A 22,344-nucleotide genomic window follows, 5' to 3' on the forward strand; every position below is an offset into this window, starting at 1 on the left:
TTATTTAGGACCGTGTGCCAGTATGGTCCAGCCTGGAATCTGTGAGCGACCCGACCGAGTTCATGCCTGCACACGTCCTCATCGTCGACGACGATCCCGTTCAGCGGCGCCTCCTCGAGGCTGCTGTGCGCCGTTTCGAGCACGAGGCGACCGTTGCCGAGAACGGCGAGCAGGCGCTTGCCTACCTTGAAGGACCGGCCGGCGACCGCGTCAATGTGGTGATCCTCGACCTGATGATGCCAGGCATCGACGGGCTCGGCGTGCTGAAGCGGCTCGCCCAGCGATCGATCAAGACACCGGTCATCGTCCAGACCGCGCAGGGCGGCATCGAGACGGCCGTGTCGGCCATGCGCGCCGGCGCGGTCGACTTCGTCGTGAAGCCGGCATCGCCCGACCGCCTGCAGACGGCGATCACCCATGCGCTGAAGGTAGAGGAACTGGAGGGCGAGACGCGGCGCTCCGGTCGGCGGGGAAGGGCGCACTCCTTCCGCGACCTCATCACCAACAGCCCCGCCATGGAGCGGGCCGTGCGGCTCGGTCAAAAGGCGGCAGCCTCAAACATCCCCATCCTCATCGAGGGCGAATCAGGCGTCGGCAAGGAGATTTTCGCGCGCGCCATCCAGGGAGCCGGCGACAGGCGGTCGAAGCCCTTTGTCACGGTCAATTGTGGGGCGATCCCGGAAAACCTCGTGGAGAGCATCCTGTTTGGGCATGAGAAGGGTTCCTTCACAGGGGCCACCGAACGGCACACCGGAAAGTTCGTCGAGGCGAACAGCGGCACGCTGTTCCTCGACGAGATCGGCGACCTGCCGCTGGACGCGCAGGTGAAGCTGCTACGGGCGGTGCAGGAGGGCGAAGTCGATCCGGTCGGCGGCCGTCAGACGGTCAAGGTCGACATCAAGCTGATCTCGGCCACGCATCGCGATCTTCTGCAGCAGGTGAAGGACGGCCGCTTTCGCGAGGACCTGTTCTATCGACTGAACGTCTATCCGATCCACATCCCTCCGCTCCGGCAGCGACGCGAAGACATCGCGCCGCTGGCGCTCCATCTGGCGGAAAGGGCGGCGAGACACCATTCGCCCCAGAAACGGATCGAGGTGTCGCCCGAGGCGATCCGCCTGCTCGAGGCCTATGACTGGCCGGGCAACGTGCGGCAGCTGGAAAACGCCATCCTGCGGGCGATCGTGCTCAGCGAAGGGGCCTCGCTGCAGCCGGCGGATTTCCCGCAGATCAGGCATGAGGTCGAGGGGGAGATCCGCATCGGCGATGCCCGGACGGCGAGCCAGCCTGTCGAGCGTGGCGAGCCTGCGTATGCCGGCGCGGCTGCTCCCGCTGTCGAGCGGGAAGATATCCGCCCGAAGGCCCCCGCGACCCATGTGGTGCGGACACTCGATGATCGCGGCAACGTTCGTCCCCTCGCTGTCATCGAGCTGGAGATGATCCGCTTCGCCATCGAGCACTACAACGGACAGTTGAGCGAGGTGGCGCGCCGACTCGGCATCGGCCGGTCGACGCTCTACCGGAAAATGAAGGAATATGGCATCGATCCGGTCGCCGAGCGTGTCGAAAGATTGGCGTCCTGACCCTGGATCCCGCAAAAACGGTTGAGAAAGGAACTGTTTACCACGTCACCACTCGCAAAGGTTTTGCCAAATCGTCGCCACGGTGTTACCTCATTTCCCCGTCAATAAGCAGTGATTAACCATTAGGATCGATATTCGGACCGGTGTAACGACCGTCCGGGCGTCAAATCCGGGGACAAACGGCACCTAACAAGGCCTGTTGATTTGATCTGTATCGAGCGACCCATCGCCGGCGGGCACTCCTTTGCGACCGCTTGGCTGAAGCTGCTGGCGACCTTTGTTCTCGCACTGGGGTTGTCGCCCTTGGCGACACAGGCTTCGCAGGCCGAAACCCGGTCGTTGAAGCTGCACTTCATTCATACCGGCGAGAAGGCCGAAATCGTCTACAAGCGCAACGGCCGCTACGATTCCGCCGGGCTGGCGAAGATCAATCGCTTCCTGCGCGACTGGCGCCGCAACGAGCCGACCAAGATGAACCCCCGTCTGCTCGATCTCGTGTGGTCGGTTTACGAAGGGTCCGGCTCTAACGGCTATATCAATGTCGTCTCCGCCTATCGCTCGCCGGCGACCAACTCGATGCTGCGCAGCCGTTCGAAGGGCGTCGCCAAGAAGAGCCAGCACATGCTCGGCAACGCCATGGATTTCTTCATCCCCGGCGTGCCTTTGAAGAAGGTGCGGGACCTCGCCCTCAAGGCGCAGGGCGGCGGCGTCGGCTACTATCCTCGCTCCGGCTCGCCCTTCATCCATATGGACGTCGGCAATGTTCGCCACTGGCCGCGCATGAGCCGCAAGGAACTCGTCGCCGTCTTCCCGAAGGGCAATACGCTGCACGTGCCGAGCGACGGCAAGCCGCTGCCCGGTTTCGACCAGGCGCTGGCCTCCTATGAATCGCGCAAGAAGTCTGGCGGAACCGCGCTCGCCATGGTCGGCAACGACAGCGGCCGCAAGTCCAAGGGATTGCTGGCGGCCCTGTTCGGCCGCAGCGCGGACGAGGAAGAGGAAAGCGGCGGCGTCGCCGATGCCGAAGAGACGCCGGCCCGCCGCGAGCCGCAGAAGCCGGCCGAGGTTGCGCGTCCCACCCCGATGCCAGCCATAGAGCCGAGGGCTCCCGTCCCGGCCGAAGAGGTTCCGGAAACCATCGTCGCCGCGCTGCCGCAGCGTTCGGTGCCGCTGCCTGAAATCGCGCCGCGGCCGAGCGCCGAGGTCGGCCCCGCGCCGGCGGCCGAACTGCCGATCGACATGAACGATCCGGTCGTCGCTGCAATCGGCGCGGCTCCCGCCGACAGCCTGAATGCGACCGTGGCCGAAGCGTCGTTCAAGGTTCCGCTCCCGACCTGGCGTCCGGACTATGCTCCGGCGAACCCGGAGGCCGACGACCCGATCCTCCTGGCGCTGGCCAACGCGGATGCAGGCGTGCCGATGCCGACGCAACGGCCGGCCGTCGCCGAGGCGATCGAAGCTTTCGCCGCCGTCCCCGAGGCGCGCCCCGAGCCGGCCGTCATGGCGGTCGCGGACCAGACCGGCATGGGCATGGACGACGAGGAAGAAGAGGAAGACAGCTTCCAGATCGCCGCTCTCATCGAAGCCTCTGCGCCGCGTGATCTCGCTGCCGAGCGCGCCCTGGAGAACGAACCGGTCACCATCGTCCGGACTGAGACCAAGTCCACCCAGAAGGCGGGCCGCGCCACGCCGCGGGACAGCAAGCCTCGCCCTGCCTCGGTGGTGGTGCCGGCGCAACCCGCGGATGCGCGGTGGGCGCTCGACACGGACTACGTCGCCAAGGGCAAGGGCGGCAACTCCGCGCCTTCCTTCGCCTACAACATCGTGCGCACGGCGCCGATCGAAGTCTACGCCGACGGCTTCCAGCCGGGCGGCAAGGAACTCGACACCGGCAGCTTCTCGGGCAAGGCCGTCGCCTTCCTGCCGGTGGCGCGCTTCGAGACGAACTGAGCCAGCGGCAGCCGGCTTCACCGACCAGGCTTCCAATAATGCGCGAAGCGGCCCGAATGGGCCGCTTTCGTTTGATGAACGGGCTCCCGTCCGATCGCGACGGTCGCTTCTGCCTTCTTGGTTCAGCGAGAACCGATCCCTGCTTTCGGGATCGACCGTCAGCCGGGCTTCCTCAGGCCGCTCGCCTCGCGCGCCAGCGCCTCGACCTCGGCCCACTTTCCGGCCTTGACCATCGCGTCGGGCGCCACCCAGGAGCCGCCGACGCAGATGACGTTGGGCAGGCCGAGGTAGTCGCGCGCGTTGGCCGCACTGATGCCGCCCGTCGGGCAGAAGCGCAGGCCCTGGAAAGGCGACGCCAGAGATTTCAGGAAGGCAGCGCCACCCGCCTGCTCGGCCGGGAAGAATTTCACGAAGTCGATCCCGGCCTCCAGCGCCATCATCATCTCGCCGGGCGTGATCGTGCCCGGCAGAAGAGGCGCTTCGCTGCCGGCTGCGGCCTCGATCACCTGTCGGGTGATGCCCGGGCTGACGATGAAGCGGGAGCCGGCCTTCGCGGCCTCCTCGAACTGCCTGGCGTTCAGGATGGTGCCGGCGCCGACGATGGCCTCCTCGACCTCGCCTGCGACGCGGCGGATCGCTTCCAGCGCATCCGGCGTCCGCAGGGTGATCTCGATGGCCGGCAGGCCGCCTTTCGCCAATGCGCGCGCCAGCGGAACGGCATCGTTTGCATCGTCGATCTTCAGCACCGGAATCACCGGCTGTCCGGCGAGAAGGGCGAGGAAGGCATCGGTCTTGGCGGACATCCGGGAACTCCTTTGAAGTTCAACCGATTTAGGACATCGATGCATAGGTGTCCATTCGCATCATCAGCTCGTAGCCGATCCGAACAGACCCCTGACGAGGCGCATGAAGCGCCGCCAGGCACCCACCCCGCCATCGCCAAGCGGCGCCGCGTCGCGCAAGGCCGCGAGCGTTTCCGGCCCGGCGACGCCGTCGACGGTAAGGCCGTTGTCGGCCTGGAAGCGCCGGATCGCCTTTTTCGTCGCCGGCCCGATGACGCCATCTGGCTTCAGAGGATAACCTGTGGCGGAAAGCATGCGTTGCAGGTCGGCAACGCCTTCGGCGGTGGTAGCCTTTTCGGGATTGGGCCGATCTTCCTGTGCGCGGACCGGGCGGGATGCCGCTGCCTCTTCGATGCGATACCGCTCATATGCGGCGGCGATCCGGGAATGGTATCGGCTTCGCGCGTAGGCGGGGCCATTGTAGGCACGGGCAAACGCCTCCCAGTCGCGCCTGCGGATTTCGTCGACCAGCCCGGCCTTCTCGATGTAGCGCGCCATGAGCCGGATCTGGCCATCCAGCCCGCTGCGGGCTTCCTCCACGAGCCTGTCGACGGAATCGAAGCCAAGCCATTTCCAATGGGCGCCCATGACTTGGCCGAGGCCCCACGAGACGGACTCGTGCGCCGCGCGACGGTCGATCTCCGACGCTTGCGCCAGCAGCTGCCAGCGCCCGGCCTGCGGTGCCGGATTCCTGACTGCACCGGCCGTCGGCGAGGACAGCCCGGATGCTCGGGCTCGCCTGCGCTCCTCGCCGGTCAGGCGCTGGTCGAAGTAGTGGCCTTCGAAACGGATCAGCGGTTCGGCGCGGCCGTCGACCATGGCGAACGCCCTGCCGCCGCTCTCGACCTCCGCGATGGCGAGCAGGGCTGCGGGGTCGACCTGCAGCGCATTCGCCACCTGCCGGACTGCACTCTTCACTTTCTCATCGAACATGCAGCATCTCCATGAAACGCGGCATTGTCGCCCGAGATTGGCCGGCGGGGACAAAATTCCTGTCGAATTGCGGAGGGGCGTCTCCTCCGCGATCCGGCAAGTCATTGGAAACACGCCCGAAAACACGCCGCCTTGAATGTGCCGCGACCGCGCGATATTGGCGCTCGCCATGAATTTATCCCCCAATGACGCCTCATTTCTGGTCGCAGCGCTCTACCGGTTCCATCCGCTCGAGGGGCATGCGGAACTGCGCGCCCCGCTTGCAGACTTCTGCAGCCGGCGCGACATCAAGGGTACGCTGCTGCTCGCCCCTGAGGGGATCAACGGAACCGTCGCCGGCAGCGACGAGGCGCTCGGCGAACTCGTTGCGCATCTGGAGACAGTCCGCGGGCTGAAGGGACTGGAGATCAAGTACAGCCGCGCAGCGGAAATGCCCTTCCACCGCATGAAGGTGCGGCTGAAGAAGGAGATCGTGACCATGGGCGTCCCCGGAATCGATCCGCTCGCCAGCGTCGGCGCCTATGTCCCGCCGGCCGACTGGAACGCGCTGATCGCCGATCCGGGCACGATCGTTATCGACACCCGCAACGACTATGAGGTCGCGCTCGGGACCTTTCGCGGGGCGGTCGATCCGAAGACCCAGAGCTTTGCCGAATTCCCGGCCTGGGCGGAGCGCAACCGCGGCGACCTCGAGGGGCGCAAGGTGGCGATGTTCTGCACCGGCGGCATACGCTGCGAGAAGGCCACGGCCTACATGAAGTCGATCGGGGTCGAGGACGTCTTCCATCTCAAGGGCGGCATCCTCAAATATCTGGAGGAGGTGCCGGCGGGTGAAAGCCTCTGGGACGGCGAGTGCTTCGTGTTCGACGAGCGCGTGTCGGTTACCCACGGCCTGGCCGAGGGCGGGGCGGAGCTCTGTCGCGCCTGCCGCTGGCCGCTCACCGAGGCGGACATGCGCTCCGAGCACTATGTCGAAGGCGTCTCGTGCGCACGTTGCCATGACCAGCGCACGGACGAAGACCGCAGCCGCTATGCCGAGCGGCATCGGCAGGTGGAGCTGGCGGCGAAGCGTGGCGGCAAGCCGCATGTGGGGAGCTGACGCCGAAACGTGAGATGGCGCGGCGTCATTGCATTGTCGCATCGGCCTGCCTATCTCGCCCCGGAGTAACGCCACCGCCGCCAAGCGGCGGCCCAACCTGCGGAGGACCCAATGTTCGATCCCAAGAAGCTGCTCGACGATCTCCTCGGCACGCAGGTTCCCGGGACGGGATCCACGGTGCGGGACAAGGTCTCCCAAGCCGGTCAGATGGCGAAGGACAACCCGCTGGCCGCCGGCGCGTTGGTCGCGGTCCTGCTCGGGACGAAGGCCGGCCGCGACATGACCGGGACCGCGGTGAAGCTCGGCGGCCTGGCTGCGATCGGCGGGGTCGCCTACAAGGCCTGGCAGAACTACAAGAACGGCGGCAATCCGGCCGAGGCGGCGCAGAAGGATCCCGAACTGTTGCCGCCGCCGGAGGACACTAGCTTCCATCCGTCGCAAGCCCCGCAGGGCGAGGCCGAGTTCACGCTGACGCTGGTGCGCGCCATGATCGCGGCCGCCAACGCCGACGGTCATATCGACGAGGCAGAGCGCAAGAACATCGCCGACAAGCTCAGCCTGTCGGGCATCGGCTCGGACGCAGAAGCGTTCCTGCTCAAGGAGATCGAGAGCCCAATGAGCATCGATCAGCTGGTCGCCGCGGCTCAGACCGACGCCCAAAAGGTCGAGCTCTATACGGCCTCGCGCCTGACCATTGCGCCGGACACGCGCACCGAGCGCGGCTATCTCGACCTGCTGGCGGGCCGGCTGAAGCTGCCGGACGCGCTGATCGACCACGTCGAGGCGACCATCGCCGCCAGCGTTCCGCCGCAGCCCGCGGGCGGAGCCGGCGCGCCGGGCTCGGCGCCAAATTCGCGCTGGTAAAGCGGCTGGGGACGGCTTTGGCGTGTTAACCTTTCGTTAACTTTCGAAGCGCATGATTCGAATCAGTCGGACCGGCTTTCCTCCTCCCAAGCGGTTCTGATCAGGGCGGCCCAACCATCGGACCGCCCTATTTGTTGGCAGCTTGCCATCCCTCTTCTCATCTGCGATGCCATGTCCTCCACGAAGAGGATGTGTATCCATGGCAGATGGCAAGACAGCGATCGTGACCGGCGCGGGCACGGGCATCGGCAAGGCGGTCGCGACCACGCTACTCCTGAACGGCTGGAACATCGTTTTCGTCGGCCGTCGTCAGAACCTGCTGGACGAGGCGATCGCCGCGGCCGGCACGACCGGGGCGAGGGCGCTGGGGATCTCCTGCGACATCACCAAGCCGGCGGAAGTGGACGCCATGTTCGACCGCGCCGTGGACGAATTCGGCCGCGTCGACCTGCTGTTCAACAATGCCGGGATGGGCTTCAAGCCGGCGACCGTGGACGAAATCCCGGTCGAGGCCTGGGTGGATATCGTCAACGTCAACCTGACCGGCTCGTTCCTGTGCGCCCGCGCCGCCTTCCGGGTGATGAGGGCGCAGTCGCCGCAGGGCGGCCGCATCATCAACAACGGCTCCATCTCGGCGCATGCGCCGCGCCCGGGCTCGGCGCCCTACACGGCCACCAAGCACGCCATTACCGGACTGACCAAGTCTCTGGCGCTGGACGGGCGGCCGTTCGACATCGCCTGTGGCCAGATCGACATCGGCAATGCGCTGACCGACATGGCGCGGGCGATGACGGTGGGCGTGCCGCAGGCGGACGGCTCGATCAAGGCCGAGCCAACCATGGACCCGCAGCAGGTGGCAGATGCGGTTCTCCACATGGCAAGCCTGCCGCCGGAAGCGAACGTGCTGTTCATGACCGTGATGGCGACAAAGATGCCGTTCGTCGGACGGGGGTAGGGCGCTGGCCGGGTCCCCTAGAGCGGCGTGCATTCAGGCATACCCGGCGGCCTTGAAGTAGTTCTGGCATTCGGTTGATGGGTAGAGGGTGCAGATGTCGCCGATGGCCTGCCAGAGGCGGTCGATGGTTCGGATGGCGCGCGTCCTGAGGTGAGCCTTCAGCTTTGAGAAGGCCATCTCGATGGGGTTGAGATCGGGGCTGTAGGGCGGCAGGAACAGCATCCATGCGCCACGCGCCCGGATGGCGGCCTGCGCCTTTGGGCTCTTGTGGGCGGCGAGGTTGTCGAGGATGACGACGTCGCCTTTGGACAGCGTCGGTGCGAGTTGGGTCTCGACATAGGTTTCGAAGATGCAGCGGTTCATCGGCCTGTCGACGACGAAGGGCGCAGTCAGGCCGAAGCATCTCAGCCCGGCAATGAAGGTCTGGGTCTTCCAGTGCCCGAACGGCGCCTTCGAGCGCAGCCGCTGGCCTTTTGGACATCGGCCGCGCAGGCGCGTCATCTTTGTGGTGGTTCCGGTCTCGTCGATGAACACCAGGCGATGGGGTTCAAGCCGCATCCTCGGCTGGCGGGCGACCCACTCCTGGCGCGCGGCTGCGACGTCGGGCCGGTCCTGCTCGCTGGCGGACAGCGTTTTTTTTGAAGCGGTAGCCGTTGCGGATCAGCCAGCGCGAGATCGAGGACGGCGCGACGACCGTGTCTCGCCCGGCCAGTTCGGAAGCCAGCTCCGGCATGGTGATGTCGTCTTGCTCGGCGATCCGGCGCACCAGGAAATCCCGGTGCGGATCGAGTTTCGAGTAGCGCCAGCCGCCCTCCGGCTTTGCCTTGAGGCTGCCGCTCGCACGATACGCCGCCATCAGCTTGACGACGAACGACACCGAAACGCTGAAATGGGCCGCAGCCGCATGGCACGTCCCGCCGCGCCCCACAAAGCCCGCAACACGCTCACGAAGATCAAGCGAATAGGATCGGGTCATCGCAAATCACCTCCAACCGAAGTGAATCACGAAAACCCAGCTGCTAGAATCTCTTAGATTCAGTCAGAACGCCCGACGCTCTAGGGAGCCGGCCGCTCGCACTTCTTCTCACTGCGCGGAGTGCAGCGATGCCCGCGCTCGCGCCAGCAATGGCCGAAACTGGAACTCGCCGAAAGCGGTGATTCTCTCGTCGTGCCGGTCGAGCAATGCACGGGCCTCGGAGAGGCGACCGGCGGCGATGTAGAACTCGGACAGCAGCGCCGCGAAGAAGGCCTGCCAGTTCTCGAAACCCGTCCTCGCCCAGAGCGCTGCGCCTTCCTCCATTTGCGGGATGCCAGCTTCGAGATCGCCCCGCCGGGCGCTCACCCAGCCAAGGCAGACCATCGACATTGCCATGAACTCGGGGAAGCCCTGTCGACGGGCGAACTCGATGCTCTCCTCGCCGAAACGCGCCGCGGCGGGCACGTCGTCGCGCATCATCGCTGTGAGAAAGTTGGCGAGCAGGCCAAAGCCGTAGGCGTGGGGACGCTTGACCAGCCTGGCGATCTCCAGCGCGGCGGCGGCGTGCCGGGCAGCTTCCGGCTCATTGCCCATCACCGCGTGGGTGAGACCGAGATAGAAGCGTCCGAACACGCCGAATTCCTTCAGGAAACGCATGTAGAGCCCGCGATGGAGCGTCGGGTCATAGCGCTCCACCGTCGCGGTCAGGTGTTCGAGGGCGGTTTCGTTGTCGCCGCGGTGCCATGCCACCAGCCCGCGCATGGTGTGGGCGGCGAGATAGGCATCGTCCGAGGGCTCGGCCTCCAGGATCTCGAAGATCTCGTCGGTCGCCCGATCCGCATCCCCCAGCCTGCCGCACGCCCAGGCATGCAGCGCGGTGTTGTAGATGACGGGGATCAGGTTCTCCGGCATCTGCTGCGTGCGCAGCAACTCGAGCGCGCGCGCCTGCGCAGCGCCGAAAGCCGGACTGCCCGGGCCGCGCGTGACCATCAGGGTCGGGCCCTGTATCGCGCGCAATTGCAGTTCGAGGCTGTCGCGCTCGTCTCCCTCGGGCAGGCTCTCGATGGCGGCCAGTCCGTGCGTGATGTGCGCGAGCGCTTCCGCCGCGCCGCCGCCGCCGGCCGCTTCCATCGCCGCGGCGAGACGCCATCTCGCCGACTCCGCCTTGCGGTCGGCCGCGAGCAGATGCTCGGCCAGCACCTCCGGCACGATGCGCCGGCCTTCGTGCTTCGACAGCATGGCCTCGGCGACCATGCCGTGGAGTCGACGCCTCTCGGCCGTGCCCAGCGATCCGTAGACCGCGTCGCGCACCAGCGCGTGCTTGAAACTCGCTTCATCGCTGGCGCCGAGTCCCGTGCCCCGGTGCGCGATGTCGGCGCTTTCCAGCACGTCGAGCGCCTTGTCGAAAGTTTCGTTGGCCAGCTGGGACAGGGCGCGGACCAGCTGCAGGTCGAAGACCCGGCCGACGGCCGCGCCGATCCTGGCGACTTCCTGCGCGCTGGGATTGAGACCGTCGAGCTTGTTCTGCACGAGCGCGCCAAGTGTCAGCGGGATCGTGTGCAGTTCGCCTCCGCTGCCGATCCTGTGGCGCCCCCCGGCGCTTTCGGCGAGCATCGCCGCATATTCTTCGACGAACAGCGGAACGCCGTCGGATTTTTCGATGATTGCCGCAAGCGTCCTGTCATCCAGTTCGACCGCGCGGCCTGCCGCCTTCGCCAACTGGACGGATTGCGCGTCGCTCAGCCGTTCCAGCCGTATCACCCTGCCGAGCGCGTCCAGACGATCGGCGAAGGGGCCTTCCGATCGGGTGGTCGCCAGGACGACGCAGGGATGCTCGGCGGCGTTCCTCACCAGGTTCTCGAGGAATTCGGCGGAGGTGGGATCGATCCAGTGCACGTCCTCGAAGACCAGGAACAGCGCCTTGCCCGGCACGCCGGTGCTGAACACCTTCTTCGACAGGATCTGGAACGCCATGAGGCGTTTCATGAGCATGCCGATGTCGGCATCCGCTTCCTGTTCGGGGCCGCGCGCCGCAATGACGTCCATCAGCACGGCGGTCTGCTCTTCGTTGGTTTGCCAGGCGGACTGAAAGAGCCGGCGAAGCTTGTCGCGCCGGACCTCGCGGGGATCGTCGGTGTGCACGCCGGACACCCAGTCGAGATAGTCCTTCACCGGGTAAAGCGACGAATACTGGTGCGCTGGCGAGCATTGCAGGGCCAGATAGCGGACGCCCTCCTGCGCCTCGTCGTGCCGCAACGCGTCGACGAGCCTCGACTTGCCGATGCCGGGTTCGCCGACCAGGACGGCGGCCGATCCGGTACCCGCATAGGCGCGCTCCATCATGGCGCGCAACGTCGCCAGCTCGTCGTCGCGCCCGATCAACGGCATCCGCCGTTCTCCGCGCAGCGCCTCGAAGCGGCTTAGCCCCTTCCTGCGGCGAGGCCTTACCTTGAAGACTGCCTCCTGCTGCTCGAACCCCTTCAGCGCCTGCAGGCCAAGGTCCTCGAACTCGAATGCCTTGCCGACCAGCTTGCGGGTGGCGGCGCAGACGATCGCGGTGTTCGCGGTTGCGATCGTCTGCAGCCGCGCGGCCTTGTTGAGACAGGCGCCAACCACGTTCTCGCCGTAGTGGTCGTCGGGCTTCTGCTGGATGATGACGTGACCGGTGGCAATGCCGATGCGTGCGGCGAGCGCAACTCTGCCGAGGCCGCCGCCGTTTGCCTGCATGAGGTTGTGCAGGATCGTCCAAGCCGCCTGGACGGCGCGCAACGGATCGTCCTCCATTCCCCGCGGGTAGCCGAAATAGCTTATGACGCCATCGCCGAGATAGTTGGCGACGGTGCCGTTCTGCTCGCGCGTCGCCTCGGTGCACAGATTATGGTAGGTGCGCAGGAGATCGCTGAACGTTTCCGGCCCATATTCCTCGAGCAGCGCCGTGGAGCCGACGAGGTCGGCGAACATGACGGTGAGTTGCCGATGCTGCGACGTCGCGGCCGGCATCTCCGCCGGGGCTCCCGTGCCCAGTGGGCCGGCATTAAGAAGTCCGGCCCTGCCGGACTGATCGCTAGTGAACGTCGACATGTTCCTGCACGTAGACGTCGTTTCCGGCCGCCGCGTCGAACGCGCTCAACGCGAACATGATGAGCATGTCGTAGTCGAGCGCGACCGCGCCGACATTGTTGTTCTGAGGCATCGAGCCCGGCCGGTTCTGGAACCAGCGCGCCCACATCTCGGAGCCCGGCGGGTACATCGGAAAGAGCGTGCCCTCCCGCGGGAACGCCCTGTTCGGCGACGGATAAAGGTTGGAAACGAACGGAAACTGGGCCGTGCCGTGGCAGCTGAGGCAGGACGAGGTCTTCATCACCGGAACGCGGACACCGTTGGTGAGAAGCACATTGTGGCGCTCGGCGACGTCGATCGGTCCCGACAGGCGCCCACCCCAGCCGAGCGAGGACTGCGCATAGGCCGGCGCCGCCGGGTTGATCCAGGTTTCCTGCAGCGGTCCGCCGGCAGGATCCGTGCCGGTCGGCTGGCGTGCGAATTCGGGATCGTTGCCCCACATGGCGCCCAGCGGCACGAGCTTGTCCCAGGTGGTTTGGCCCGGCGCATCCTTGTCATACACGTAGGTGACGAACACCCACCCGGTTTGCGGCGCGGCCGTCGTGTCCTTCACGATGATGTCGAACTGCAGCACGCGCAGCGGAACGACCGTCGCCTTCCCGTTGGTGAAAGGATTGTAGCTGGGGTTCTGGAGTTCCGCGACGGTAGGACGGTAGACGTTCCAAATCGACGAGCCCTCGACGACCGGCCACTGATCCGGCGTCGGGGTCACGGCCGCCGCCTTCACGACCATGCCGCCTTCGGGGAAGGAGACGGCCGACCGATCCGGCTGGAACGGGTCGGCCCACAATTTGTCGAGCATCGTTGCAGACAAGGCGTCGTAGTAGATGACGGTGTGGTTCTGCATGTCGACGGTGAGCCCGGATTCGGCGAAGGTTGCCTGGGTGATGATCTGGCCGGAGAACGATCCCAGGATCGCCTCCTGCCCACTGCCGGGATCGGTGACGCCGTTCGGCCCCCTGGCGCCGTCTCCCTGCCAGATCATGCCATACCAGTCATTGGCGGCGGGATCCCAGTTGTCCGGATCCTCGATCATCCCCTGCATGGTCTGCTCGAGATATGCCTTCAGCTTAGCGACATACACGCCAGCATTGCCGATGCTGAGCGCGTCTCGCGGGGCGGTCGCGAACCACTTGTTCTCCGTCGTCGCCGGGTACTCGTAGTTCAGGTTGCGATACGGCCCGTTCCACTCGTTGGCGCCTGGGTATAGTCCGTTGTTCGATGCAAAGGGATCGGCCGCCAGAGCCGGCGCAGCCCATGCCGCACCCAGGACCACAACTGCAACAACTGTATTCGGAAAGGAACTTTTGCGAGCCTTGTGCGCCATACTTGCGTCCCCCGTGCTCCGTCGTCCGAACAGCAATGTATCATGGAAGAAGATTTGTAACAGCGCGTGTCGAGGTGTTTTTGAGCGCGAAGCAAATTGCACCGCAGTCGACGCGATCCCGTCGCCGGATGCTACAGTCAGCCCCCGAGCGCCATGGCGATGGCGACAAGCGCCGTGCCGACCAGGACCATCAGGATGCCGCTGCGCCACGGCCTGCCGACGTGACGCCCGAAGGCAAAGCCGGTCAGGAACAGCAGGCCGATGGCGACGGCATTCGAAACCCTGAGCGCCAGCCTGACATCGTCGAGGAAGAGAAACGGCAGGACCACGGGGAACAGCGACACGAAGACCAGGAGGAAGACGCCGAACGCGGCGATCAGGTCCGTCCTTCCGATCCCTTGCTGTCCAGTAGCTGCGGGCAGGATCTTGAGGTGCAGGCGGATGCGCTCGAGATCCTCCGTGCCCAACGCCGGCAGAATGGCCGAAGGGAGTTGATCGCGCACGAGATCGCGGCCAGCGGCGGGGTCTTCCTCGCGGCGGATTGCAGAAAGCGTCGAAGCCGCAAGTTCGCGTTCCCCGTGAGCTCCCATCAGGTACATGGCTGCGTCGATGATGCCCCAGGCGAGGTTGCAGCCTAGTGCGCCGACGAGGATCGTCCGTACGTCCTCCTGGCCGGCTCCGGTCGCGCCGAGGGAGAGGGTGAACGTCATCACCATGATCAGCCCGAAAAGGATTTCGCTGGCCCGGTCGAGGGGATCGAGAATGCGATCGCGGGCGGGTCTCGCCTGCGCCGCAACCGAGCCGCCTACCGTCGCGGGAGACCTTTCCATCGTCATGCCACGGGCGGCAGCAGGAACAGGGCCAGGGCGAAGATCGCGTAGACCATCAGGATCATCACGCCGACGAACCATGCCGAACGGCCGCCGTTGGTCATCAGCGTCGCCGCCAGCGTGGCGATCAGCATCATCGCAATTGCGCCCGGCCAGAACTGCAGGTTCATCGGCGTCGGGCCGATGACGTAGCTCAGCAAGACCAGCAGCGGCGCCACGAACAGCGCAATCTGGGCGGCGCTTCCCAGCGCGATGCTGACGCTGAGGTCGAGCTGGTCCCTGGCGGCAGCCGAAAAGGCGGTCGTCATCTCCGCGGCCGCGCTGACCAGCGCGACAATCACGAAGCCGACGAAGGCGGGCGTCATGCCCAGCGTCTCGGCGGCGTGCTGGACCGAGGCGACGAACACCTCACTCACGAGCGCCACCAGCAGCGTCACGGTGGCGAGGACGGCAAGCGCCACCGGAATGGGCCATGGCGTCTCGGCGGACTCCGCGTGGCCGACGCTGGCGAGGGCCTCCTTGTGGGTTCCCAGCGCAAACAGCATCCCGAGGCCGTATGCCACGATGAGGAGCACGGCGAGCCCGAGACTCAGAGGCTGCAGCATGGTCGATCGGCTTTCGGCTTCGGCCAGCAGCGAGGGAACCAGCAGGGCGACGGTGGCGAGGAAGAGCAGGCCGGCCTGGAGGCGGGCGCTCACCCGGTTGTACTGCTGCTCGTGATGTTTCAGCCCCCCGATCAGGAAAGCCCCGCCGAGCATGAAGAGCGTGTTGGTGACGATGGCCCCGGCAATCGACGCCTTCACCAGCATGTACTGGCCGGCCTGCAGCGCCGTCAGCGCGATGACCAATTCGGTGAGATTGCCGAGCGTGGCATTGAGGAGGCCTCCCACCGCCTGCCCGGTCCGATCCGCCACCGACTCTGTCGCCCGGCTGAGCAGCGCCGCCAGCGGGACGATCGCGAGCACAGAGAGCACGAAGAGCAAGGTGTGCCGTTCCGGCCAGACGTGCTCGCCCACGAGGCAGAGTGGGACGAAGGCCAGCAGCAGGAGCAATGGGCTCGCCCGCGCTTCGCTGACGATTTCGCTGATCCTGGCGTTCACGTCCGCTCCAGTCCGATCGCCGGTCTCGCGATTGCGCGTCAGTATCACGGGCGCAACCCGCGGGCTGCAACGAGGCGGGTGTAACTACGTGTAAGGTGAGGGAGGCAGGCGCCCGCCGCTCATGTTTCCCCCGACTCCCGATGGGGCGGTGGTCGGCTCCCAGCGCGGCCTAGCGGTCGAAACGGCGCAGGCAGACGGCGCCTTGCGGCCGTTTCCTCTTGCCGTCACCTGCTCAGGAACGTCCCGATCCGCTCCAGCGCCCGCGAGATGTTTGCCTCCGAGTTGGCATAGGAGACGCGGATGTAGCCTTCGCCGAGGATACCGAAGTCGGGTCCGCCGATGAGCGCGACGCCGGCCTCGTCGAGCAGGGCGGAGGCGAGCTGCTTGGCCTTCCAGCCGGTCTCCTTGACGTTCGGGAACGCGTAGAAGGCGCCCTTCGGGGTAATGCAGGAGACGCCGTTGAGCTTGTTCAGGCCCTCGACGACCAGTTTTCGGCGGCGGTCGAAGGCGGCCATCATCATGGCGACGTCGTCCTGCGGACCGTCGATCGCGGCGATGCCGGCGAACTGGCTGGGGGCGTTGACGCAGGACCAGCAGTTGACGGCGAGCTTTCTGACCTTGTCATAAAGATGGTTGCTGGACGGCGAGTTCGGCCAGATCGACCAACCCATGCGCCAGCCGGTCATCGCCCAGGTCTTCGACCAGCCGTTCAGCACGATGAGCCGGTCGCGGATTTCGGGGAAGGTGAGCAGCGAGACGTGCTTTTCGCCGTCATAGGTCATGATGTCGTAGATCTCGTCCGACATGATGGCGACGTTCGGATGCTTCTCGAGACCCTTCACCAGCTTCTCGATCTCGGCGCGTGGGGTGACGCCGCCGGTCGGGTTGGCAGGCGAGTTGAGGATGATGAGCCGCGTCTTCGGCGTGATCAGCGCCAGCGTCTCCTCCGCGGAGAAGGCAAAGCCGTTCTCCTCGCGGATCGGCACCGGCACCGGCGCAGCGCCAGTGAACTCGATCATGGAGCGGTAGATCGGGAAGCCGGGATCGGGATAGAGGATCTCGGCGCCGGGTTCGCCGAACATGACGATTGCCGCGTACATGGTCGGCTTGCCGCCGGGCAGGATCATGACGTTTTCGGGCGATACCTCGACGCCGGTGAGCGCCAGGGTGCGACGCACGACCGCCTCGCGGGTGGCGAGCAGGCCGGTGGCCGGCGTATAGCCGTGGTGGCCGTCGCGCAGCGCCTTGATGGCGGCCTCGACGATGTGGGGCGGCGTCTTGAAGTCGGGCTGGCCGATGCCGAGGTTGATGATGTCGCGGCCCTCGGCGGCGAGCGCGGTGGCGCGGGCCAGCACGGCGAAGGCGTTCTCCTCGCCGAGGCGATCAAAAGCCGGAACTGTTTGGAGCATTTTCCCTATCCATCTGGTTCTTTGGCGCAAAGTGCGTTTGTGCGAGCGTCCCGCGCGGTTTGTCAAAGGGTGAAAGCGATTTCGCATGTCGGACGATCTGAAAAACTGGCAGCCTCGGCCCCGGCCGCAACGCGTGACGCTGGAAGGGCGCTACGTCCGGCTGGAACCCCTCGACCCCGCCAGGCACGGCGACGGCCTTTTCGAAGCGTCGAGCGTGCCCGACGCGAATGAGCGCTTTCGCTGGCTGGCCGAGTACCCGCCGCAGGACCGTGCCGCCTACCAGCCATGGCTGGAGAAGGCGGCGGCGAGCGAAGACCCGCTGTTCTTCGTGGTCATCGACAAGGTTTCGGGCAAGATTGCCGGGCGGCAGACCCTCATGCGCATCGAGCCGGCCTTCGGGGTCATCGAGATCGGCAACATCTACTGGGGTCCCCTGATCTCGCGCAAGCCGGCGGCGACCGAGGCGCAGTTCCTGTTCATGCAGTACGTTTTCGACCAGCTTGGCTACCGGCGCTACGAGTGGAAGTGCAACAACCGCAACGAACCCTCGAAGCGCGCGGCGGAGCGTTTCGGGTTCACCTTCGAGGGCATCTTCCGCCAGCATCTCGTCGTCAAGGGCGAGAACCGCGACACTGCCTGGTATTCGATCATCGACAAGGAGTGGCCTTCGCTCGCCCGAGCCTATATGGACTGGCTGGACCCGGCGAATTTCGACGCCGGGGGCAACCAGAAGCAACGGCTGGAAGAGTTTCGCGCCGCAGCGCGATAGAGCGGACAAACCATGTCGCATTCGCATGGCGGGCATGACCACGGGCATGAGCATGGGCAAGACGAGGGCCATGCTCGCGGGAGAGGCCATGACCATTCCCATGCCGGGCACAGCCATGGCCCCGGCGTGCATGTTCATGAGAACACCGACAAGAAGCGCGTCCTGATCGCCGCCTGCCTGACCGGCGGGTTCATGATCGTCGAGGCGGCAGGCGGCTGGATCACCGGCTCGCTGGCGCTCTTGGCGGACGCCGGCCACATGCTGACGGATTCGATCGCGCTCTGGCTCGCTTGGTATGCGTTCCATCTCGGCGAGCGGCCGGCGACTATGCGCATGACCTACGGCTTCGGACGCGTGAAGACGCTGGTCGCCTACACCAACGGCGTCACCATCTTCGCCATCGCATTGTGGATCGTCTACGAAGCGATCGTGCGGTTCCTCGACCCGCCGCCGGTGCTGGGCGGCCCGATGCTTGTCGTGGCGGTCGTCGGGCTTCTGGTCAACATCGCCGGCTTCGTGGTCCTGCACGGCGGCGACCGGGAGAGCCTGAACATGCGCGGGGCGATACTGCATGTGATGGGCGACATGCTTGGCTCGGCTGCCGCGATCGTCGCCGCGATCATCATCCTGGCGACCGGCTGGACGCCGATCGATCCGATCCTCTCGGTGCTGGTCGCGGTGCTCATCCTGTCGACGGCGTGGCGGCTGATGAAGGAAGCGGCGCATGTCCTGCTGGAGGGTGTGCCCGAGAGCCTCGACCGCGACGGCATCGCGCGCGACCTCGAAGCCTCCGTCAGCGGCGTCCGCGAAATCCACCACATGCATGTCTGGTCTATCGACGGGTCCCGCAACATGGCGACGCTGCACGCCTGCCTCGTGGAGGGAACCGATCCTCACGGCGCCGTGTCGGCCATCAAGGCGCGGCTGGCGACCCGCCACGGGATCGCGCATGCGACGGTAGAGCCGGAATACGGGCAGTGCGCCGATGCGCGGCCCGAGCATCTGCACTGACGAGAATCCATCAACCAAGCCGATTGTGAGAGGAATTAGGATGGCGGGAAGACTGAAGGGGAAGATCGCGGTCGTCACTGCCGCTGGGCAGGGGATCGGGCGGGCGATCGCCGAACTGTTCGTGGCCGAGGGAGCGACCGTCTATGCGTCGGACGTCCAGCGCGACAAGCTCGAGGGACTGGCCCGCGCCAAGAAGGCGAAGCTCGACGTGCTCTCGACCAAGGCGGTCGAGGCGTATGCGGCCAAGGTCGGCGAGATCGACATCCTGGTGAACGTCGCCGGCTACGTGCATCACGGCAGCGCGCTGACGACGAGCGAGAAGGACTGGGATTTCTCCTTCGACCTGAACGTGAAGTCCATGCACCGCACCATCAAGGCGTTTCTGCCGGGAATGCTGGCGCGTGCCAAGGCGAGTGGAAAGACATCTTCGATCGTCAACGTCGCCTCGGGTGCCTCATCGATCCGCGGCATCCCGAACCGCTACGCCTATGGCGCCAGCAAGGCGGCGGTGATCGGGCTGACCAAGGCAGTGGCGGCCGACTACATCCGCGACGGCGTGCGCTGCAACGCCATTGCGCCGGGCACCTTCAAGTCGCCGTCCTGGGAGGACCGGGTCGATTCGCTCGGCAAGGAATGGGGCAGCAAGGAAAAGGCGATGGAGATGTTCGTCCAGCGCCAGCCCATGGGCCGTGTCGGCGACGCCATCGAGATCGCGCCCATCGTGGTCTATCTCGCATCCGACGAGGCGGCGTTCACCACGGGGACGGTGATACCGGTCGACGGCGGCTTTTCATTGTGAAGTCCGCATGAGCGGGGCCGGCACGCGCTGGCACGAACGTGGAAGCGGCGCCCCGAAGCACGGGGCGCTCATGGGAAGGTGAATGGACAAGAACAACCGCAATTCCGCCATCGCTGCGGCGATCATCCTGCTCGGCTTCGGGCTGGTCGCATTTCTGATGCCGCGCATCATGGTCGCAGTCGGCAACTATTCGACGGCAGCGGCGGGGGCGATCGCGGTCGCCTTCGTCGCGGCTTTCTTTCTGTTGTTCTGGCTGCGCGGGCGCAGCCGTGGAGGAGAATGACATGCGCATCCTGATGACGGGCGCGGCCGGCATGATCGGCCGCAAGCTGACCAGCCGGCTGATCAAGGACGGGACGCTTCGGGGTCGGAAGATCACCGCGCTGGACCTGCACGACATCGTGCCGGCCCAGACGCCGGATGCACCCGGTATCGCCATCCGGACGTTGACGGGCGACATGGCCGATGCGGGCGCCGCCGAAAAACTGATCGCCGACCGGCCGGACGTCATCTTCCACCTCGCCGGCATCGTCTCCGGCGAAGCCGAGGCGAATTTCGACCTCGGCTATCGGGTGAACTTCGACGGCACGCGGGCGCTGCTCGATGCCGTCAGACTGGCGGAAGGCTATCAGCCGCGGCTGGTCTTCGCCTCGACGATCGCGGTCTATGGCGGGCCATTCCCGGACGTCATTCCGGACGATTTCCAGCAGGCGCCGCTGTCTTCCTACGGGACGCAGAAGCTGATGAGCGAACTGCTGCTCACCGATTTTACGCGGCGGGGCTTTCTCGACGGCATCGGCATCAGGCTGCCGACCATCTGCGTGCGGCCCGGCAAGCCGAACAAGGCGGCGTCCGGCTTCTTCTCCGGCATCATCCGCGAGCCGCTGGCGGGGCAGGAGGCGATCCTGCCCGTGCCGCGCACCGTGCTGCACACCCATGCCAGCCCGCGCGCCGCTGTTGGCTTCCTGATGCATGGGGCGGAGATCGACGGGGCCAAGGTCGGCCCGCGCCGCAACCTGACCATGCCCGGCGTCGCCGTGACAGTCGGCGAGCAGATCGAGGCGCTGCGCCGCGTCGCCGGCGAGGACGCCGTCAAGCTGATCCGGGAGGAGCACGACGAGGCGGTCTGGGGAATCGTGAAGAACTGGGCCACGCGCTTCGAGGCGAAGCGTGCAAAGGAACTCGGCTTCAAGGCCGAGGCGAGCTTCGACGAGATCGTCAAGGCGTATATCGAGGACGAAGTCGGCCGTAGCGCATAGCGGCCCGACCGGCTCCCCGTTGGCGCTCGCTCCATCATCCGCCCGCGGGCAACTTCGCCCCGGGACCGGGGAACAGTACATTCGCGCAACGCGGGACGGCTCCATGCCGTCGAACCGCCTTCAGCCGCAAAGACGCCGGCATGACGGGCGTTCGCTACGCGGGCTTTGATTTCACATAAGAGATGTAGCCGCGAACGTCGGCGGCGGGTTCGGAATATGCCGCGCCCAAAGTTTCCTCCATCGACGCCACATATCGCTTGGCCCAATCCGGCAGCGGATAGTCGATGACGGCCAGGAACTCGAGTGTCGCGGCAAGGCGAATGTCTGCGATGGACGGCTTGTCGCCGCCGATGAAGGGCGCGTCGCCCATGTAGAATGTGCGGAACACCTCGAGCGGTTCGGCCAGCGCCTCGACCGCCGCCTTCCGGGCTGTTTCCTTGGACGTCGCGTCGGCTTCGCTGTGCCCGACCTCGCCGGGATACTGCGGGAAGCCGAGCATGGGGTAGGTGGCGCGGGCCAGATATGGATAGAAGGTGCCGATCAGATAGAACATCGCGCTGTCGATCATCGCGCGTTTCGCCGGATCCTTCGGGTAGAACTGCTCCAGCCCGTGCTTGTTGCAGAAGTACTGCATGATCGCGCAGCTTTCCCAAAGCGCACCCTTGGGCAGCCCGGTGTCCTCGATCATCGGCGTGAGGTGCGCGGGATTGCGCGCCAGGAAGTCGGGCTGCCGCGTCTGGCCGAAGACGTCGTGCTCGCTGAACGGGATGCCGGCTGCGCGAAGGAACACCCGCGCCGTCATGTTGTTGACGCTCGGCTTGATGATGCTGAGCTTGACCGTCGACATTCAATTCCTCCCCATCGCTGTTCAGTAAGGATTCTTCGGCTCTCGGTCCGGCGACAGCGTTGCGCGGGAGCGTGCCGTCAGCGCTTCGATGGCGTCGGCCAGATGGACCTCCGCGATGGCATAGTCGTTGCGCTTCAGCCTGATGTTGTGCGCTTCCATCAGCACGTCGGCGTGGGTGAAGCCGTGCGGCGGCTCGAAACGGTAGGATGCCAGTTCGATCAGCAGTCCCATCGGATCCTTGAAGTAGATGGAATCCATGAAGCCGCGGTCCTTGACGCCGCTGTGCTCGATGCCGCGCTCGTCAAGCCGCTCCACCGCCTGCAGGAAGGACACGCGCGAGACGGAGAAGGCGATATGGTGCACACAGCCGGGCTCGGTGGGCGTCCGGCGCGGGTCCGGCGTTCGCTCCTCGTTCGTGAAGATCGTGATGAGGCGTCCGTCGCCGGGATCGAAATAGAGATGATTTTCTGTGGCGCGATCGAGGTTCGGCTGCTCGAAGATGAAGGGCATGCCGAGCACGCCCTCCCAGAAATCGATCGATGTCTGCCTGTCGGCGCCGACCAGCGTGATGTGGTGGACGCCCTGCGATTGGAGCTTGCGCATGCATCGTCCTCTGCGGCTTAACGCTAACGGCGCAGGTTCGACTTTCGGCCGGACATTAGCAAAACTTC

At 65.8% G+C, this 22,344-nt stretch carries 20 protein-coding genes; 10 read left to right on the forward strand and 10 right to left on the reverse strand.

Going from position 1 to position 22,344, the window contains the following annotated elements; translation table 11 throughout:
* Window positions 1–62 precede the first annotated feature (62 nt).
* The gene (locus tag PD284_RS08775) at window positions 63–1,583 is read left to right on the forward strand and encodes a sigma-54-dependent transcriptional regulator (protein ID WP_274627823.1); all 1,521 of its coding nucleotides are present in this window, start codon (window positions 63–65) and stop codon (window positions 1,581–1,583) included.
* Window positions 1,584–1,886: 303 nt separating this feature from the next.
* Window positions 1,887–3,533, forward strand: a complete 1,647-nt coding sequence (locus PD284_RS08780; RefSeq protein ID WP_274627824.1) for a peptidoglycan L,D-endopeptidase MepK — start codon at window positions 1,887–1,889, stop codon at window positions 3,531–3,533.
* 158 nt (window positions 3,534–3,691) lie between these two features.
* On the opposite strand, the gene PD284_RS08785 is transcribed toward PD284_RS08780, so the two are convergent.
* On the reverse strand, window positions 3,692–4,336 hold the full coding sequence (locus tag PD284_RS08785) for a 2-dehydro-3-deoxy-phosphogluconate aldolase (RefSeq protein WP_274627825.1): 645 nt from the start codon (window positions 4,334–4,336) through the stop codon (window positions 3,692–3,694).
* Between the two features lie 63 nt (window positions 4,337–4,399).
* Complete coding sequence (locus tag PD284_RS08790) at window positions 4,400–5,308, reverse strand: N-acetylmuramidase domain-containing protein (RefSeq protein WP_274627826.1); 909 nt, start codon at window positions 5,306–5,308, stop codon at window positions 4,400–4,402.
* 169 nt (window positions 5,309–5,477) lie between these two features.
* On the opposite strand from PD284_RS08790, the gene trhO reads away from it, so the two are divergent.
* From trhO to PD284_RS08805, 3 genes are all read left to right on the forward strand, one after another.
* Window positions 5,478–6,407, forward strand: coding sequence for an oxygen-dependent tRNA uridine(34) hydroxylase TrhO (gene trhO / locus PD284_RS08795; RefSeq protein ID WP_274627827.1), 930 nt, complete (start codon window positions 5,478–5,480; stop codon window positions 6,405–6,407).
* A 111-nt stretch (window positions 6,408–6,518) separates the two neighbouring features.
* Window positions 6,519–7,271 (forward strand): tellurite resistance TerB family protein, encoded by a 753-nt coding sequence (locus PD284_RS08800; RefSeq protein ID WP_274627828.1) that lies wholly within the window; start codon window positions 6,519–6,521, stop codon window positions 7,269–7,271.
* Window positions 7,272–7,470: 199 nt separating this feature from the next.
* A complete protein-coding gene (locus tag PD284_RS08805) occupies window positions 7,471–8,226 on the forward strand; it encodes an SDR family oxidoreductase (RefSeq protein ID WP_274627829.1) in 756 nt (251 codons plus the stop codon).
* A 33-nt stretch (window positions 8,227–8,259) separates the two neighbouring features.
* Here PD284_RS08805 and PD284_RS08810 read toward each other — a convergent pair.
* From PD284_RS08810 to PD284_RS08835, 6 genes are all read right to left on the reverse strand, one after another.
* Window positions 8,260–9,202, reverse strand: a protein-coding gene (locus PD284_RS08810; RefSeq protein ID WP_274627830.1) for an IS630 family transposase whose coding sequence is annotated in 2 segments (ribosomal slippage) — window positions 8,260–8,865 and window positions 8,867–9,202 — 942 coding nt in all. Because the reading frame shifts where the segments join, the coding sequence is not laid out codon by codon here.
* A 108-nt stretch (window positions 9,203–9,310) separates the two neighbouring features.
* Window positions 9,311–12,283, reverse strand: a complete 2,973-nt coding sequence (locus PD284_RS08815) for an ATP-binding protein (protein ID WP_274627831.1) — start codon at window positions 12,281–12,283, stop codon at window positions 9,311–9,313.
* Window positions 12,267–13,649: a hypothetical protein gene (locus PD284_RS08820; RefSeq protein WP_274627832.1), complete on the reverse strand. Its 1,383-nt coding sequence runs from the start codon at window positions 13,647–13,649 to the stop codon at window positions 12,267–12,269. Before PD284_RS08820 ends, PD284_RS08815 begins: the two co-directional genes overlap by 17 nt.
* A gap of 137 nt (window positions 13,650–13,786) precedes the next feature.
* The gene (locus tag PD284_RS08825; protein WP_274627833.1) at window positions 13,787–14,479 is read right to left on the reverse strand and encodes a VIT1/CCC1 transporter family protein; all 693 of its coding nucleotides are present in this window, start codon (window positions 14,477–14,479) and stop codon (window positions 13,787–13,789) included.
* A gap of 2 nt (window positions 14,480–14,481) precedes the next feature.
* Complete coding sequence (gene cax / locus PD284_RS08830) at window positions 14,482–15,579, reverse strand: calcium/proton exchanger (RefSeq protein WP_274627834.1); 1,098 nt, start codon at window positions 15,577–15,579, stop codon at window positions 14,482–14,484.
* A gap of 224 nt (window positions 15,580–15,803) precedes the next feature.
* Window positions 15,804–16,988 carry a pyridoxal phosphate-dependent aminotransferase gene (locus tag PD284_RS08835; RefSeq protein WP_274627835.1) on the reverse strand — a complete coding sequence of 395 codons (1,185 nt, stop codon included), beginning with the start codon at window positions 16,986–16,988 and terminating at the stop codon, window positions 15,804–15,806.
* Between the two features lie 85 nt (window positions 16,989–17,073).
* Here PD284_RS08835 and PD284_RS08840 point away from each other — a divergent pair, with 85 nt between their 5' ends.
* The 5 genes from PD284_RS08840 to denD all read left to right on the forward strand — a co-directional run bounded on the left by PD284_RS08840 (window position 17,074) and on the right by denD (window position 20,826).
* Window positions 17,074–17,757, forward strand: coding sequence for a GNAT family N-acetyltransferase (locus PD284_RS08840; RefSeq protein ID WP_274627836.1), 684 nt, complete (start codon window positions 17,074–17,076; stop codon window positions 17,755–17,757).
* Between the two features lie 12 nt (window positions 17,758–17,769).
* Entirely contained in the window at window positions 17,770–18,768 is a 999-nt protein-coding gene (locus PD284_RS08845) for a cation diffusion facilitator family transporter (RefSeq protein ID WP_274627837.1), read from the forward strand.
* 40 nt (window positions 18,769–18,808) lie between these two features.
* Entirely contained in the window at window positions 18,809–19,567 is a 759-nt protein-coding gene (locus PD284_RS08850) for an SDR family oxidoreductase (RefSeq protein ID WP_274627838.1), read from the forward strand.
* 82 nt (window positions 19,568–19,649) lie between these two features.
* Window positions 19,650–19,850, forward strand: a complete 201-nt coding sequence (locus PD284_RS08855) for a hypothetical protein (RefSeq protein WP_274627839.1) — start codon at window positions 19,650–19,652, stop codon at window positions 19,848–19,850.
* A 1-nt stretch (window position 19,851) separates the two neighbouring features.
* Window positions 19,852–20,826 (forward strand): D-erythronate dehydrogenase, encoded by a 975-nt coding sequence (denD, locus tag PD284_RS08860; RefSeq protein WP_274627840.1) that lies wholly within the window; start codon window positions 19,852–19,854, stop codon window positions 20,824–20,826.
* A 154-nt stretch (window positions 20,827–20,980) separates the two neighbouring features.
* On the opposite strand, the gene PD284_RS08865 is transcribed toward denD, so the two are convergent.
* Both PD284_RS08865 and PD284_RS08870 read right to left on the reverse strand, forming a co-directional pair.
* Complete coding sequence (locus tag PD284_RS08865) at window positions 20,981–21,673, reverse strand: glutathione S-transferase family protein (protein WP_274627841.1); 693 nt, start codon at window positions 21,671–21,673, stop codon at window positions 20,981–20,983.
* Window positions 21,674–21,694: 21 nt separating this feature from the next.
* Window positions 21,695–22,276, reverse strand: coding sequence for a VOC family protein (locus PD284_RS08870; protein WP_274627842.1), 582 nt, complete (start codon window positions 22,274–22,276; stop codon window positions 21,695–21,697).
* Window positions 22,277–22,344: the final 68 nt, after the last annotated feature.

Source organism: Mesorhizobium shangrilense, assembly GCF_028826155.1.
GTDB classification, from domain to species: Bacteria; Pseudomonadota; Alphaproteobacteria; order Rhizobiales; family Rhizobiaceae; genus Arvimicrobium; species Arvimicrobium flavum.